General features: G+C 64.5%; 13 protein-coding genes. 6 read left to right on the top strand and 7 right to left on the bottom strand.

Annotated elements, in window-relative coordinates; translation table 11 throughout:
- Nucleotides 1-133: 133 nt before the first annotated feature.
- Together AADZ78_RS17530 and AADZ78_RS17525 are read left to right on the top strand one after the other, a co-directional pair.
- The gene (locus AADZ78_RS17530; protein WP_085250477.1) at nt 134-601 is read left to right on the top strand and encodes an LppP/LprE family lipoprotein; all 468 of its coding nucleotides are present in this window, start codon (nt 134-136) and stop codon (nt 599-601) included.
- 198 nt (nt 602-799) lie between these two features.
- Nucleotides 800-2,338: a nitrate/nitrite transporter gene (locus tag AADZ78_RS17525; protein ID WP_085250457.1), complete on the top strand. Its 1,539-nt coding sequence runs from the start codon at nt 800-802 to the stop codon at nt 2,336-2,338.
- On the opposite strand, the gene AADZ78_RS17520 is transcribed toward AADZ78_RS17525, so the two are convergent.
- The gene (locus AADZ78_RS17520; protein WP_085250458.1) at nt 2,299-4,236 is read right to left on the bottom strand and encodes an acyl-CoA dehydrogenase; all 1,938 of its coding nucleotides are present in this window, start codon (nt 4,234-4,236) and stop codon (nt 2,299-2,301) included. The two genes, AADZ78_RS17525 and AADZ78_RS17520, sit on opposite strands and share 40 nt — an antisense overlap.
- A gap of 103 nt (nt 4,237-4,339) precedes the next feature.
- On the opposite strand from AADZ78_RS17520, the gene AADZ78_RS17515 reads away from it, so the two are divergent.
- Nucleotides 4,340-4,906, top strand: coding sequence for a methyltransferase family protein (locus AADZ78_RS17515; protein ID WP_085250459.1), 567 nt, complete (start codon nt 4,340-4,342; stop codon nt 4,904-4,906).
- A 20-nt stretch (nt 4,907-4,926) separates the two neighbouring features.
- Here the strand turns inward: AADZ78_RS17515 and AADZ78_RS17510 are convergent, their stop codons facing one another.
- Together AADZ78_RS17510 and AADZ78_RS17505 are read right to left on the bottom strand one after the other, a co-directional pair.
- Nucleotides 4,927-7,164, bottom strand: coding sequence for an ATP-binding cassette domain-containing protein (locus AADZ78_RS17510; RefSeq protein WP_239656704.1), 2,238 nt, complete (start codon nt 7,162-7,164; stop codon nt 4,927-4,929).
- A gap of 35 nt (nt 7,165-7,199) precedes the next feature.
- Nucleotides 7,200-7,676 (bottom strand): MarR family winged helix-turn-helix transcriptional regulator, encoded by a 477-nt coding sequence (locus AADZ78_RS17505; protein ID WP_085250460.1) that lies wholly within the window; start codon nt 7,674-7,676, stop codon nt 7,200-7,202.
- 84 nt (nt 7,677-7,760) lie between these two features.
- On the opposite strand from AADZ78_RS17505, the gene AADZ78_RS17500 reads away from it, so the two are divergent.
- Nucleotides 7,761-9,815, top strand: coding sequence for an ATP-binding cassette domain-containing protein (locus tag AADZ78_RS17500; RefSeq protein WP_085250461.1), 2,055 nt, complete (start codon nt 7,761-7,763; stop codon nt 9,813-9,815).
- A complete protein-coding gene (locus AADZ78_RS17495) occupies nt 9,812-10,660 on the top strand; it encodes an energy-coupling factor transporter transmembrane component T family protein (RefSeq protein WP_085250462.1) in 849 nt (282 codons plus the stop codon). Before AADZ78_RS17500 ends, AADZ78_RS17495 begins: the two co-directional genes overlap by 4 nt.
- 18 nt (nt 10,661-10,678) lie before the next feature.
- Here the strand turns inward: AADZ78_RS17495 and AADZ78_RS17490 are convergent, their stop codons facing one another.
- The 4 genes from AADZ78_RS17490 to AADZ78_RS17475 all read right to left on the bottom strand — a co-directional run bounded on the left by AADZ78_RS17490 (nt 10,679) and on the right by AADZ78_RS17475 (nt 14,785).
- Complete coding sequence (locus AADZ78_RS17490) at nt 10,679-12,025, bottom strand: nucleoside-diphosphate kinase (RefSeq protein WP_085250463.1); 1,347 nt, start codon at nt 12,023-12,025, stop codon at nt 10,679-10,681.
- A 1-nt stretch (nt 12,026) separates the two neighbouring features.
- The gene (locus AADZ78_RS17485; protein ID WP_085250464.1) at nt 12,027-12,296 is read right to left on the bottom strand and encodes a hypothetical protein; all 270 of its coding nucleotides are present in this window, start codon (nt 12,294-12,296) and stop codon (nt 12,027-12,029) included.
- Between the two features lie 16 nt (nt 12,297-12,312).
- Nucleotides 12,313-13,263: a phosphotransferase gene (locus AADZ78_RS17480; protein WP_169726292.1), complete on the bottom strand. Its 951-nt coding sequence runs from the start codon at nt 13,261-13,263 to the stop codon at nt 12,313-12,315.
- A 76-nt stretch (nt 13,264-13,339) separates the two neighbouring features.
- A complete protein-coding gene (locus AADZ78_RS17475) occupies nt 13,340-14,785 on the bottom strand; it encodes a hypothetical protein (RefSeq protein WP_169726293.1) in 1,446 nt (481 codons plus the stop codon).
- A 319-nt stretch (nt 14,786-15,104) separates the two neighbouring features.
- Between AADZ78_RS17475 and AADZ78_RS17470 the strand changes: the two genes are divergently transcribed.
- A complete protein-coding gene (locus tag AADZ78_RS17470) occupies nt 15,105-16,220 on the top strand; it encodes a nucleotidyltransferase family protein (RefSeq protein WP_085250467.1) in 1,116 nt (371 codons plus the stop codon).

The raw sequence follows: 16,220 nt of genomic DNA, 5'->3' as shown, positions 1-16,220 counted from the left end.
CAACTGGGTCTGGGCCCAACAGTACCCGCGCCGTGGCCTGCTCTAGGCCCTACACCTGGGCTTATGACGAAACCTGGGGAAGATTCACAGTCTTCGCTAAGCTCGCGGCGTGCGTCGTCGGCTGAGTGCGATTCTGGTGATTTTGGGCCTGGCGGCCGCCGGTTGCGGCTCGAAGCCCCCGACACCGCGACCGGCGCCGCCGAACGCCTGCAAGGACTCTGACGGGCCGTCTCCCGCCACCGTGGGGAAGGCCATCGCCGGGGTTCCGATCGTGGTACCCGGTTCGGCCTGGGCCGAAATCGGGCGCGGCCATACCAGAAAATGCCGCTTGTACTGGGTGCAGATCATTCCGACCATTGCCGACGAGGCGACTCCCCAGCAGCTGTTGTTCTTTGACCACAACACCCCGCTAGGTTCACCAACTCCCAACCCGAAGCCCTACATAACTGTGCTGCCTCCCGGAGATGACACCGTGACGGTCCAGTACCGATGGCAGACTGCCGGCGATCGGCCCTGCTGTCCCAGCGGCGTTGGCACCGTTCGATTTCGGATCGGACCAGACGGTAAGCTGAAAGCGCTCGACACGATTCCGCATCAGTAGCGTTCGCGCACACCAACTTCCAGCGATCTCGGGTATATTGCTCCGCCGCCTGGTGCACGTTCTCTACAGCAGTTCTACAGGACTTCTACAGGAGTTTCAGGCGACGCACGGAATGCTCCGCGCTCGCAAGACTGGCACTCTGGAAGGTCGACGCAGCTTGAGGACGGCCCAGGACTAGGCCGGGGAGTAAGGAGGGTGATGGACCAGCAGTTGCTGCTGCAACGCGAGGAGTCGCCGCGCAGTCCCGGGCACGACGTGAGAGCTGTACCTACCGAAGCCCAGGTTTTGACTAAGCGCCGCTCCGGCTCCCGACACATCTCGCGTTGGGACCCCGAGGATCTGGCGGCGTGGGAGGCGGGTAACAAGACCATCGCCCGGCGCAATCTGCTCTGGTCGGTCGTAACGGTGCACCTCGGTTACTCGGTGTGGACGCTGTGGCCGGTGATGGAGTTGTTCATGCCGCAGCACGTCTACGGGTTTTCGGCGGGTGACAAGTTTCTACTCGGCACCACCGCAACCCTGGTTGGGGCGTGCCTGCGGATGCCGTATTCATTGGCCACCGCGATCTTCGGCGGTCGCAACTGGGCGATGTTCTCGGCAGTCGTGTTGTTAATTCCCATCATTGGCGCCATTGCGTTGTTGGCCCATCCAGGTCTGCCGCTGTGGCCGTATCTGGTATGCGCGGCGCTGACCGGACTCGGTGGCGGCAATTTCGCGGCTTCGATGAGCAACGCCAACGCCTTTTATCCGCATCGGCTCAAAGGCTCCGCACTTGGAATTGCCGGTGGCATAGGCAATCTCGGTGTGCCGGTGATCCAGTTGGTTGGGCTGCTGGTCATCGCTACTGCGGGCGACGGGAAGCCCTACTTGGTTTGTGGACTGTACGCGGTGCTGCTGGCGATCGCCGCGATCGGAGCGGCATTGTGGATGAACAATGTCGAGCAGCACCGGGTCGATGCGAAGCGGCTCCGGCCGATCATCACCGCGGTCCTTTCTAACCGGGACACCTGGCTGCTCTCGCTGCTCTACCTCGGCACCTTCGGCTCGTTCATCGGGTTTTCTTTCGCATTTGGCCAGGTATTGCAGACCAACTTCATCGCTAGTGGACAAAGTGCGGGACAGGCGGCGCTACATGCCGCCGAACTGGCTTTCGTCGGGCCGCTATTGGCGGCGCTGGCCCGGGTCTACGGTGGCCGATTGGCCGACCGGATCGGCGGCAGCCGCCTCACCCTGATGGTCTTCGTCGCCATGGCCCTTGCCGCCGGCCTGCTGATCGCCGCGAGTTCTCTCGAGGACCGCCACCACCATGGCCTGCAGACCGGTTCGGTTGCCGGCGCGGCCATCGTCGGCTACTTCGTCTGCTTCATCGTGCTGTTCATCTTGTCCGGGCTGGGCAACGGATCCGTCTACAAAATGATCCCCACGATTTTCGAGTCGTGCAGCCGTTCCCTGGATCTCGGCCCGGAGGCTGGGGAGGCCGAACGCCGCGATTGGTCACGAGTCATCTCAGGGGTAGCCATCGGGTTCGTGGCGGCCTTCGGCGCGCTGGGCGGCGTCGGAATCAACTTGGCGCTGCGGGAGTCCTACGTCAGCACGGGCACCGGGACGTCGGCGTTCTTGATCTTCATGGCTTTCTACGCTGCCGCTGCCGCGCTGACCTGGAAGGTGTACGTACGCCGACCAGCCGGCGCCGGGGTTCACTCGGAGAGATTTTCTGGGTGCAGCATCTCGGCGTAACGCAACGGCTCCGGGATACCGAACCCATCGACCAGCGTCTTGGCGTGCGGACGCAAAACCCGGCACCGATCGTTGATGCCGCGGGTGACTGCCTTGGCCCGCTCGGTCGACAGGTACCGGTGCTCGATGTACCAGGCCTTGTCTTCCTCGATCACGGACAACGCGTAGAGGTCGCATACGACGCCCAACAGCTCACGTGCCTCCCGGTCTGGGCACGACTCGATCCCGGCGACAAAGGCTTCCAGCACCACCCGGTCGATGTGCGCCGCAGCCGCGTGCAGCACGTGATCCTGCACCGCGTTGAACGCGTCGAATGACGACATCTCTTTGGATTTGGCCTGCAGCCGCCGGGCGACCGACGAAATCAGGTATTCCTCGCGGTCCTCGAACATCTTGACCTGGGTGCCGCGGTTGAACAGGCTGCCCTCTTCCTCGCTGTCTTGCCGGGAGTCCACGATGGTCTGCATAATCGTTTCTGCCGCAGTGCGTTTCATCACGCGGTTACCGACGGCGTTGGCGGCGAAACGAACCCATTCGACTGGGCTCATGCTGCGGATGTCGTCGGCGTAGGCGGTCAGCAGCTCCTTGGCCACCAGCTGTGTCAGCACGTGGTTGTCGCCCTCGAACGTGGTGAACACATCGGTGTCGGCGCGCAACGCGATCAGCCGGTTCTCTGCCATGTATCCCGCGCCACCGCACGCCTCTCGGGCCTCCTGAATGGCACGACTGGCGTGCCAGGTGTTGGCGGCCTTCAGCCCGGCGGCACGAGCTTCCAGCTCACGCTGTTCCTCGGCATCCACCACGTCGGACGTCTGTAGGTCGTGGGTCTTGGACACCAGCTCGTTCTGCGCGAACTGCAGCGCGTAAGACCTGGCAATCAACGGGAACAGCCGCCGCTGGTGCGCCAGGTAGTCGATGATGAGCACCTCGTCCCCGTCGTCGGGTGCGCTGAATTGCCTGCGCTGCAACGCATATCGAGTGGCGATGTCCAAAGCCACGCGAGCGGCGGCGCCGGCGCTGCCGCCGACGGTGACCCGGCCTCGGATCAGCGTGCCGATCATGGTGAAGAACCGGCGGTTCGGGTTGTCGATCGGCGAGCTGTAGGCGCCGTCCGCGGCAACGTCACCGTATTTGTTCAGCAGGTTCACCCGCGGCACGCGCACGTGATCGAACATGATGCGGCCATTGTCGACACCGGGCAGTCCACCCTTGTAGTGGCAGTCCGATGTGGTGACACCTGGCAGATCATTGCCGTCGGCGTCGCGGATCGGCACCAAGACGCAGTGCACGCCGTGGTTCACCGGCTTGCCATCTTTGGTGGTAATGAGCTGCGCGAAAACCGCTGCAATGGTTGCGGTCTCGGCGGCACCGCCGATGTAGTCCTTGCGGGCCGTCGGGGTGGGGGAGTCGATGATGAACTCTTCGGTTTCGGCGTCGTAGGTTGCCGTCGTCTCCAAGGACTGCACGTCGCTGCCGTGTCCGGTCTCGGTCATGGCAAAACAACCGAGCAGCTCGAGGGTGATGATCTTCTTCACGTACGCCCCATGGCGTTCGGTACCCAGGTTCTCCACGGCACCGCCGAACAGGCCCCATTGCACCCCGGCTTTGACCATCAGGGACAGATCCGACATCGCCAGCATTTCGATCATCGTGATGGCCGCGCCGACGTCACCGGTGCCGCCGTGCTCTTTGCGGAATCCTTCATCGGAAACGCCGGCGGCCGCCATGATTTGCATTTGCTCCGCCACTTTGGCGCGGGCGATAACGGTGTTCGGGGTGTAGTGCGGGCGGAATGCTTCGTGGTTGAGCTTGGCCCGCGTCTGGTTCTTCACATCGCGCCAACGCCCGTCCAGCGCGTTGCGCAGATGTTCGGCAGTGGTTGTGGTGTCTGGCGCCATACTCCCGACCGTAGCCCGAGGCTCGCCGCCGTGGCAGTAGCGCGGGCAAGTCGGTAATGTCGCGGACAACGAGCCTGAGCCGAAGTGACCGAACAGGACAGCGATGCCGCAGATTCTGGCCGCACTCACGATCGTGCTTCTGCTGGGCACGGTGTTGGGAAGGCTCGTGGTACTGCGCAAAACCGGTATACGGGCAATGCATTTCGGGGAACTCGACAAGACCGATTTCTTGATACCGCCGGTGGCGTTGTTCTACTTCTATACGGTGTTCGCCGCCGCTTTCGGTTGGCCCCTGGTAAGCAGCCAGAGGTTCTTCCGATCCGCACTCATCGCTTGGCTCGGGGTGGGACTGTGCCTGGGTGGAATTGTGGTCCTGGTGCTCAGCCTGGTGGCGTTCGGCAACAGCTTCCGGGTTGGCATTGACACCGAACATCCCGGTGGGCTGGTGACGACGGGCATATTCGCGGTGAGCCGCAATCCGATCTACGTCGGGTTTTTCCTGTTCCTTGTGGGTCAGTTCTTGGTGTTTCCCAATTGGATTCCCCTCGCGTATCTGGCGGGCGGTACCTGGCTGTTCAACCGGCAGGTGTTGCGCGAGGAGGAATTCATGCGGCAGCGATACGGCCAGGAGTACGTCGAGTACTGCAGCCGCGTCAGGCGGTATCTGTAACGGTTTCTCAACCGTTGCGGTCACGCAGTTCCCGTTGTTCGCGATGTGGCGGTCTGGCCCAGTCGGTATCGGACAAACGCGGCGCACATCGCGCCAAACACGATGAGCACGAACATGTCGAACATCCACCAGCCCACATAGTGGGTCCACACCTGGTTGTGCGCGGCCAGCGTGTCGACGCGGCGCAGATCGACGGTGGAAGCCGTTGCCGCAAAGCCCCATTGGGCGGGAACGAGCCACGAAATCTGGTCGTAGCCCCAGGTGCCTACGAGCGAGACCAGACCTCCGGCGAACAGCAGCGACGCCAGGATCACCGGCACCACCAGTGGCAGGACTTCCCGCAGCGAGTTTCCTAGCAAGGACAGCGCCAGCCCAACGATCGCCGAAACGATGGTTGTGGTAGTCACCGCCACGTAAAGCTCGAGCGCGGGGTCGTGGAGCAGGACAGCGCCTTGCACGGGTCTGCCTTTGACGACGACGACGATGGCGGTGAGGATGGCCGCCTGGACGGCCGCGGCCACGCTGAAGACGATGATCTTGCCCGCCAGGTAGGCCGATGTCGACAGTCCGACGGAGTACTCGCGCCGGAAGATCCGGCGCTCGCCAACGAGGTCGCGGATGGTCAGCGCGGTGCCCATCAGCACTGCGCCGATGTTGAGCAGCGCCAGGATCTCGACGGCTTCGTGCGGGTTCTTGCCCGATGGGTTTGCCTTTGCCCAGCCGGAACTGCCGGGAATCAGCAGCGCCAATGCCCCCATCGCGAATGGCAGCAGCAGCAGAACGACGAAGTAGCCGCGGTGGGCTACTAGCAGGCGGGCCTGACGACGGGTCACCAAGCGGATCTGTTGCCAGAAGGTGAGTTCGGCAGGAGCTCGGTCAGGTGCGGCGACCGCCGGTGGCGTCGTGGAAACCGACGCCTGCTGCCGAGTTAGGAACGCCCGATGGGCACCGACCGGATGGGTGCTGATCTGTGCGAAGATGTCGGCCCAATTGCTGGTGCCCATCGCGGACTCGATCTGCGCGGGCGGCCCGGCGTAGGCCAGCGTGCCGGCCGGGGTGAGCAGCAACACCTGGTCGCACAGGTTCAACTGCGACAGTGACGCCGTAGCCGCCACCACAACGCAGCCGAGGTCGGCCTGGCGGCGCAGTAACGCCATGACGTGGTGTTCCTGCGCCGGCGTCAGGCCCGCGCTCGGCTCGTCGACAACCAGCAACGACGGCCTGGTGACCAGTTCGATCGCCATGGATGCACACCGACGCATCTCGGGGGGCAGTTTGGCCACCCGGGTCTTGCGATGCGGTGTCAGCTCGAGTTCGTCGAGAACCTGGTTGATCACCCGGTGGCGATCGTCCGGCGAAGTGTTTGGGGGCAGCCGCATCTCGGCGGCGTACCCGACGGCCTGTTCGACGGTGAGGCCCGCGTGCACGCGGTCGTCACGCGCTATTACCCCGATGCGGGATCGGGTCGACTCGGGCTCAGCGTGCACATCGTGGCCGTCCACGGTCAGCACACCGGAGCTCAGCGGCCGGGTGCCGCCAAGCAGCCCGACCAAGGCGGAGTTGCGCGCCGGCGACGGCCCGATGACCGCGACCAATGAGCCCGGGCGCGCGGTGAACGACACACTCGAAAGCAGGTCGTGTCCACCGGTGGTCAGCCCCAGCTCATATGCGGCCACACCGATCGTGCGCGCGCCGGGCTTGAGCGGTAACCGACTGGTGGTCGGTGGTGCTGGTTCGCCGGCGCCGGTGCCAGGGCGACCGATATGCAGCTGTTTCGTTGCTATCGCCATCCAATCGACCAGACCCCGGCTCTGTGGCGGCGCGTCCTCTGCTGGGGCTGCAGGTGCGGATTGTGGCAACGGCATTGGCCTGGTTGCTCGTTCGAGCGGCGGTTGCGGGCGTTGGGGTACCCGCATTTGCTTTGTGGCCGCTTCCCCCGGGCCGACGGGAGCGGCGAGCTGGAAGGTCAGTCGTGGGCCTCGCGCAGGATCGCCGATCGCAATCGATTGGCCGTTGCGGATATCGACCGTCGACATCCGTGCACCATCGACGAAGATGCCGTTGTTGCTGCGGTCGATGGCCACCCAATGGGTGCCGTTAAACCGCAGCACCAAATTCGGGACCGCGTTCGGGTCGATAGGGCCGAGCCGGTCCAGACGGATGTCGCACCGCTCGCCGTAGCCCACGATCACGTTGCGGTCGGGCGCAAAGACGTACCGCATCGATCCGACCCACACGGTCAATGGCAAGGCATTCATCTCGAATCAAGTGTCTACCCACTTGCGCGCCGCCGTCACAGGGTGTTGCGGCCGGGCGCCACGGCGGCATTGTCGAGCAGACGGCGCAGCACCTCGACGGCATCGGCCAGAATCTGACGGTCGGCCGGTTCGAGCCGGGCCAATTGCGGTTCAATCGCAGCGGCACGATCGACGCGGACCGCGTTGAGCGTGCGTAGTCCTTCGGGCGTGATGCGGATGCGGACGGCCCGCGCGTCTCCGGGGTCGACGGTTCGGGTAACCAGCCCGGCATCCTCGAGACGCCGCACCTGAGTGGTCATGGTCGGTTGAGAACAGTGATCGACGGCGGCCAGGTCGCCGATGCGTGCCTCGCCCTGGGACTCGATGGTGGCCAGCAGCCGGGCCTGGGCGGATGGCAGTGGCATCTGGATGCGCTGGGTGGCCAGCCGGTTGAGCCGTGCGACCACGGCCAGCAGATCCGCGCCCAGCCCGTGCGCGACCTCGGCCTGCTTGGCTGTGGCGGATGAAGTCATGCACCCATCGTTGCATAGGTTTGCTATGCGAGACCAATCGTGTGCTGCGCCGACATAGGGCTTGGGCCTGGCACAATCGATGAAGTGACCGCGGCGGACCCCCCCTCTTCGTATCGTCGGCGTGGGCCGCTGCGACCGGGCGAATTGGCACAGGCTTCGGTCATGGCCGCGCTGTGCGCGGTGACAGCGATCATTTCCGTCGTCGTCCCGTTCGCCGCGGGTCTGGCACTGCTCGGAACCGTGCCCATGGGTTTGCTGGCCTATCGCTACCGGCTCCGGGCGCTGATGGCCGCGACGGTTGCTGCCGCGGTGATTGCCTTCCTGATCGCGGGGCTGGGCGGTTTCATGGCGGTGGTCCAAAGCGCCTACATGGGCGGGCTGACCGGAATCGTCAAACGCCGGCGCCGGGGTACGCCGACGGTCGTTGTCGCGTCCTTGATCGCCGGATTTGGATTCGGCGCGATGGTCGTTGTCATGTTGGTTGTCCTCGCCCGACTGCGGCACCTGATTTTCGCTGTCATGACCGCCAACATTGACGGGCTGGCTGAGTTCCTGGGCAGGGTGCATCTGCAGGGGGCCGGCGCCGGCTTGAAGCGCAATTTCGCCGTAGGGCTGCATTCCTGGCCGTGGTGGGTGCTCGGCTACTTCACCATCTTCGTCATGATTGTGTCCTTGATCGGGTGGTGGGCGTTGTCGCGCCTGTTGGAGCGGATGCGCGGAATCCCCGATGTGCACATGCTCGACGCACCGGCCGGTGATCATGGCGACACGATTGGTCCGGTGCCGGTGCGGTTAGACAAGGTGCGGTTCCGTTATCCCGGTGCCGGCCAAGACGCGCTGCGCGAACTCAGCATGAACGTCGGGGCAGGCGAGCATGTAGCTATTACCGGCGCCAACGGTTCGGGCAAGACCACGCTGATGCTGATCCTGGCGGGTCGGGAACCGACGTCGGGCATCGTGGACCGTCCGGGCCGGGTGGGGTTGGGCAAGCTGGGCGGGACGGCGGTTGTCTTGCAGCATCCCGAATCCCAAGTTCTGGGTACCCGGGTCGCCGACGACGTGGTCTGGGGTCTGCCGGCGGGCACCAAGATCGATGTCGGCCAGCTCCTGACCGAGGTCGGCCTGGAAGCCCTCGCCGAACGCGACACCGGGAGTCTGTCGGGCGGTGAGCTGCAGCGCCTTGCGATCGCGGCGGCGTTGGCGCGAGAGCCAGCAATGCTCATCGCCGACGAGGTCACCACCATGGTCGACCAGCAGAGCCGCGAGGCCCTGCTCAAAGTGCTGTCCGGCCTGACCAAACGGCACCGCACCGCTCTAGTGCACATCACGCACTACCACAACGAGGCCGATTCCGCCCACCGCACAATCAAACTCAGCGATTCGCCGGATAACACCGACATCGCCGAGACCGAGGAAGCGCCGGTGCCGGCCGCCGGGGTTGGTCACCGAGAGCACGCGCCGACGCTCGAACTGGTGGGTGTCGGCCACGAATACGGCAGCGGCACACCGTGGGCCAAGACCGCGTTGCGGGATATCAACTTCGTGGTGGAGCAGGGCGACGGGGTGCTGATCCACGGCGGCAACGGCTCCGGGAAGTCGACGCTGGCGTGGATCATGGCCGGGCTGACGGTTCCTACGACCGGCGCGTGCCTGCTTGATGGCCGGCCCACACACGAGCAGGTCGGCGCGGTGGCGTTGTCATTCCAAGCGGCTCGACTGCAGTTGATGCGCAGCCGTGTCGACCTGGAAGTTGCTTCCGCAGCAGGCTTTTCCGCTCGAGATCAGGACCGCGTGGCCGCGGCGCTGGGCGTCGTCGGGCTGGATCCCACGCTGGCCAAGCGGCGCATCGACCAGCTCAGCGGCGGCCAGATGCGGCGGGTGGTGTTGGCCGGACTGCTTGCGTGTTCGCCCCGGGCGTTGATCCTCGACGAGCCGTTGGCGGGTTTGGACGCCGCTAGCCAGCGTGGCCTGCTGCGGCTACTGGCGGACCTGCGCCGAGAGCGGGGTCTGACCGTGGTGGTCATCTCGCATGACTTCGTGGGCATGGAGGAGCTCTGCCCGCGCACGCTGCAGTTGCGCAATGGCGTGCTGGAATCGCCGTCGGCCGCGGCGGCACCGGGGGCGGGGGGCAGGCGATGACTTCCACGTCGGCCCCGACGCGTCGCGGTAACCGTCGCCCCGGACGTCCGATCGTGCTGCTGATTCCGGTGCCGGGTCGATCGGCCATCCACGACCTGTGGGCCGGCACCAAGCTGCTGGTCGTCTTCGGCGTTTCGGTGCTGTTGACGTTCTATCCGGGTTGGGCGGCGATCGGGATGATGGCCGCCTTGATGCTGGCGGCGCTGTGGATCGCGCGCATCCCGCGTGGAGCGCTGCCGTCGGTGCCGCGCTGGCTGTGGATCGTGATCGCGATCGGTGGTTTCACGGCCGCTCTGGCCGGCGGTGACCCCGTGATCTCGGTGGGTGGCGTCGAGCTCGCGCTTGGTGGGGCGTTGAACTTCCTGCGGATCACCGCGTTGTCGATCGTGATGCTGGCGCTTGGGGCGATGGTGTCGTGGACCACCAACGTCGCCGAAATCGGGCCTGCGGTAGCCACTTTGGGCCGTCCACTGCGTGCCTTGCGGATCCCGGTCGACGAATGGGCAGTGGCACTGGCGCTTGCGCTGCGCGCCTTTCCCATGCTGATCGACGAATTCCAGGTGCTCTACGCAGCTCGTCGATTGCGGCCCAAGCGGATACCGCGAACCCACAAAGCCCGACGCCAATGGCGTGCTCGTGAGCTGATCGACCTGCTCGCTGCCGCCATGACGGTGACCCTGCGGCGCGCCGACGAGATGGGCGACGCGATCACCGCCCGCGGCGGAACCGGGCAGCTGTCCGCGTATCCGGCGCGGCCCAAACTCGCGGACTGGGTGACACTTGCGATCACCGTCGCGGCCAGCGCCATCGCCATAGCGCTCGAGACGATATTTTCCCTCCGTTAGGCCACTACTAGGCCACTACTAGGCCCGGTCGGCGAACCAGATACGTCTTTCGTGTTGGGCGGTAGCCGGTGAGTCCGAGGCGTGGAATCCGTTGTTCTGCAGGGTCGGCGGACGGTCGAATGGTATCTGGCCGGTGTGGGCGGCACCTCGAAGGCTGTGCCGCGATGCCTGGGCCGGGTCGGGAACCCCAAGGGCGGCTGACCGATCCGCCTGCATCGCCCAGTCCGGGCCATCGACCGCAAGCGCGAGTATGACGTCGGTGGGCACCGAGAACCATACGGAGATGACCCCGGGCACATGTGAGTTGACCACCGCGCGGTCGCCATCGACGTCAATCCAGAGGCTTGGACCGCGAGGTTCGCGTGTTCGTATCATCATGTCCGACAACCATTCCGCCGGGGATGGTCTTGTCTGCAGGTATCCGACAACGGGTCGTGGGTCGCCGGCGATGGGGTCCACGACGTGATCACCCCATCGACAATTCACGTAGTGATCGCCGTGGTGTACGGCAATTCGCCGGGCCACATCGCGCGCCGTCAGCGGCCACGCTGTCGCTGCGGAGATGTGGTAGCCGGCGTGCTGGATCCACTCGGCGAACCGCTCGAAGGTTGCCGCGCTCTGTCCCAATCCGGGCTTGATCAGCAGGATGCCGGTGCGGTCTGCGGCAGTTGGGTTGATCTCGGCCGCGTGGGGTTGTGCGGTTGAGCGCGCGCGATCCGCAAGCTCGATGAGTCGCCGCCCCAGCGGCTGCCCGGCGATTGGGTTAACGCGGGCAAGCTGTTCGGTCGCGTCGGCGGTCCCAATGACCAACAGTGACCTCAGGGCGCGGCCAACCAGCGCCGGTGCCGTCGCGTTGGCGTCGAGCGCTATGACGGGCCAGCGCGGCGCGGACCCGTCGTTGTACGCGCGCCACAGGACCGCGCGCCGGCGGGCAATTGCGGCGGTGTCGCAGGGACGCTGACCTGAGATCGCTCGTGCCGCAAGCCGATTCATGGCCACGGCGTCATCGAGCGTTAGTTGTAGTTCGACGATGGGGGGACGACCGGTGACCGCGATGACAGCTTCACGGAGTCCGACCGAACCGTCGACTACCAGAGTTCGCGACGGTGCCGGCCCGATGCCGCGGCTCAGTGCCTCGGTGAGGGTCGCGAGAGGAAACGGCCGGTGCCCGTTGTATGCCTGCGCGTCCACGTCGGTCCAGGTGCTCGACGTGCGCAGTAGCCGAAGCTGGTCACCGACGCTCACGTGCTTGCCTGCCGTGCATTCGGCAAGAGCGCGCGCCAGCGTCGTCTTTCCCGCCGACGGTCTGCCGGTGACCAGTACGACGCCGTCCAGCACGTCGAGATCGGCGAGCGTTTCGAGCATGCTACGGTGCCGAGCTCAACTCATAGCGGCGGAGCGTGGCCACCAGACTCTCGACGGTGGCGAAGTTTTCGGCGGTGACGTCGTAGTCATCCAAGATGAATCCGCCCATCGTTTCGAGCTTGGTGGCCAACTCGAACAACAAACGAACCGAATCAGCGCCCAGGTCGCGCAGCGGTACCGGCCCGCGACGAGCGGTGGAAACCGTTGTCTCTGTTCCCAGCAGGCTGGTGAGCGCACGTTCGAGAAGTTGCCTAGCCTCCGGTTCGGTCATGGCCACCTCCGCATCGTCAGGACACTAACCGTCGGACGTCGGCAATCAGGTCGTCGACTTGCTCCACCAGGTCAGAAACGAGCTGCAGCACACGTTGATTCTCGGTGGTGTGCGCGCGCAGGTCCAGCGCAACGGTTGCGTAGTGCGCCAGAACGACAGTGGGCAACAATGCCCACCAAGCTCGACTGAGGTCGCCGGCTTTCAACTCGTATCCTTGGATGGCTTGGGACAATTGGGCGGCGGTGGCCATCTCGAAACTGCCATCGGAGGCCCGCGCCGGGGCTACCAACGAGGCGAGATCGAATAACGGAGAGTCGCGACGACAGAATTCCAGGTCGATCAGCACGACGTCGTCGCGACCAAGCCGGATTGCGTTGTCATACCGGGCATCGCCGTGTACAACCGTGGTGGACATCGCTGCCAAGTCTTCGGCCCGCTGTCGGATCCGTTGTTGCGCAACAACGATCGGGCCGCCGAGCTCAGGGTCCGTCGTGCCCACCTGGCACATGACGGGCCAGCGTGGGCCATCGGGCAACATCGTGTCAGGGAATGCCTGGTGTAGCGCGGCCAGTGCTTGACCGACTGCGTGTGCGTCAGAAGTGCTGGCCTCGGTTCCTTCGACCAGTCGATAAAACGACGCGGCATGAGTGCATTCCCGCCACACATCTGTGTCATCCTCCAGGTAAGCCGATGGGGAGTGCAGCAGTGTTCGCGGGTTGCCCCGGTTCCAGCCGATGGCAGCGGCCGCGGTGACAATCGAAGATTCGCCTACCGCACCCACCGCGAGCAGTGCCTCGCCACGCAGCCGCTCGACCTGGCTGCCGCGCCAGAATTTGACGATGATCCCGCCGGTGTTCGCCCGCACGCGCCACACCCGCCGGGAGCCCCACGGGTGCGGTGCGGGATCCAGGACTTCCAACACGCCGAGGTGCAGTACTGACTCGGCGGCCGCGACGGCGGCGGTCACCTTTTCTCGAGTGACCCAGGCAGACTCACAAGCGAACGTCTGGCTTGTGCTTTCGCGTGCGCCGCTCATCTCCCGGTTAGCCGTCGGTCGCGGTGACGGTGACCGCGGCGCCCGGTCCTGCGTGGGGCTGTGCCTCGATCGCCGCGAAGATGTTGGAGACCACTTCATTCTCGAAGCAATGGAAGTCGGGGTCGGGGACGCCTTCGGCGTGGAAGAGATTTAGCGCGTTGCCTTCGGCCAGGACGGTGAGCGATGGACCCGACGGGATCCGCACTTCAACCCCCGTTCCGGCGATGCTGCGGGAAATGCGTGCCTGGCGCGCTTCGGCGACGAGTTTGGCCAGGTCTTGAGAGGACGCGGCCCAAGCCATCGCACCGTCGGCGAGCAGGGCGCCGACGCGCAGGTCCACGGTTTGGCGTCCGGAACAACCAATTAGATAGTGGTGGGCGCGGGCGGCGAGAGCGGTGTCAACACGATCGAATACTGCAAACCCATCGCTTGCCGCCAGGCTACGCCGTTGCGGGCTGATATCCGAGATGGTCACGGTCAGCCCGACGGCCCGCAACAGCAGCGCCAGTTCACGGCCAATCGCGCCGAAACCGACAACGTGGGCGAGCGCGTCGGTGAGCTGGTAATGGCTTGCGTGGTGCAGAAATTCGCGCAGGCAGCTCACCGCGATCGCCTTGCTCAGATCGAGTTTCGTCTTGGTTGACGACAGGTCGACGAACTGGCTATTGAGGCCGGCTTCGCGGAGCAAGCTGCGTCCGCGAGCCGTTGTCTCGATGCAGGTGGCGCGCGCCGCGAGGACCTCATCGGCGGCCACGGCCGCGATCAGCGCGCCGCCGTCGTCGACGATGACCAGATGCCGCGAATCCAATTCGGCGGCAAGGTGCTGGGCGACCTCCAGGGTGGTCATGCCGGTGATGACTCGGACGCCCAGCGCGCTCATGGTGGCTAGCGTCCGGGCCCGATATTTTGTGCTGTCCGGCTTGGGAACGAACCAGACCTCGTCAACGGCGCGCAACACCGTCTGGACGACTGCCAGCTTTTCGATGAGTGGATGCTCTCGTATCGCCACCAGAGTCTTTGTCGGGGGAAACGCCGCACGTTGAATTGTCTTGGGGGCCAGCGATTCGATGCGCGCGAGTTCTGGTGGACTGAATGCACGCCATCGCTCGACGAATTCGGCGGCGGATGGCGACAGGTCCATCGCCGATGAGTAAAGGGACGCCGATGTCGCCGCCATGCCAGCGAACATGGGATGTTGCCGCAGCTGGTCCGCTGCGGTGACGTCGACCAGTCGCAGCTCGATTACGTCGTCGGGCCGATACGCCCGAAGTCTGCGTTCGTCGCCGGTGTTAGCTCGTATGGTGTGCCAGCCGCCGGCCCACTGCCAGCCCAGCGCGTTGAGTAGCCTCTGTGTTTCGGCGAGCAAATCCGCGGAATTCGCCGCGAACCGCATACCCAGGTCTCGCACGAACATGTTCGCCGCGGGCCACTGATGCTGGGTCGGACCACTCATCGGATCTGCCGCGCCGGTTTGCATTGGGGACACGTCAAACAGATCCACTCTCTTGGTACACGTTTGTCGATAGGGTACCAGGCAATTAGCTGAAGAATGCTGTTAGCTAACTCATTACTAGCTGCTGGCGCCGCCAATAGTGTCGCGCGCATTGGGCCCTATTCTCGTCCTTCAGGGAAGGCGCAAACCGATATTCGGCCTGGAAACGCCGTGGGCAGTCTCCCGGGCAGCGCCAATTCCTGGATCGTTTACCAGGCCCCCAGCAATTCCATGACCCTGCGACCGGACTCAGCTGGGCCGCCCTGTGTAGGCTGCGGCTGTGTCCGAATCACACGCAAAGTGGTGGGGGCTTGGCGAACGCGAACGTTCTCTGATTCTGCTGTGCATCGGCCGTGATCGTGAACGGGACCATGACATCGTCGATTTGGCACGGATGCAATGCGACTGGAACGCCATTTTCATGTCTTCGCTGTGGCATAAGGTCGCCTTTCTCGTCTACGCCCGCCTGCGCGAAACGGGCGCGCTGGACATCGCGATGGCCAACGGCAACCTCCCGCTACTGCTACTCAATCACTGGAAGCAGCTCACCAAGGTCAACGAAATTCGTAGCGAACTCTATGCATCCGCGGCCGCGGAGCTGTGTGCGGCCGCGACGGCGCATGGGGTTGACCTGGTTGTCGCCAAAGGCGGGATCGCCATGTTCGGCACCATCTATACGAAATATGAACGCAAGACCTATGACGTCGACTTTCTTGCCCGCCCGGGACAAACCCGGTTGATAGAGCAGGTGTTCGGCGAATGTGGGTTTCGCTATGGCGCATACAACCACTCCGAACAGAAGCTCTATCCGCAGCGGCCCGGTGAACTGCGACGGCATCTGTTGCAGGGGCGGGGTTTACCCAACTTTATGCGCGCCGAGGGTGGCGTGATCGACTATCTGATCGCACAAGTCCGCTTCCGGGTTGGCGCCAATTCGCGTACGGAATATTGGGTCTCGGCCGATCCACTGATTGACGCCTCAGAAACCAGGGATCAGATCAGGGTCGTCAACTGGTGCGACTTGGGCCTTCAGATGGGGTTGCATATCTATCGGGAGGCGCACGAGCACGAGCACCGGCAGCTGAACCATCACGTGAACCTCATCAAGTTCTGCGACTTTGATCGCGTGCTGAACTCGCGGGGATCCGACTTCGCCGACGACGTCTATCGCCGGGCATGCGAGTTCGGTTTCGCGGAAGAGTTGGGGTTTGCTGCCGCGTCGACCAATATCTTCCTGCCGTCTGCGATAAGCGCAGAATTGGCGGATCGGTGCGCAGCCAAGACGGAACTGGGATTAGACGTTGCCGAAATGACGGACGAGGTCTGGTCAACCGGACTCAACTTCGAAGGCCAACGCGGCGGCTGGCTCGATTTCTCGGGTCCCAAGATCACCTAG

This window comes from Mycobacterium riyadhense, assembly GCF_963853645.1.
Lineage (GTDB): Bacteria > Actinomycetota > Actinomycetes > Mycobacteriales > Mycobacteriaceae > Mycobacterium > Mycobacterium riyadhense.
The sequence above is the reverse complement of the archived record's forward strand: the minus strand, read 5'-3'. Positions and strand labels throughout refer to the sequence as shown.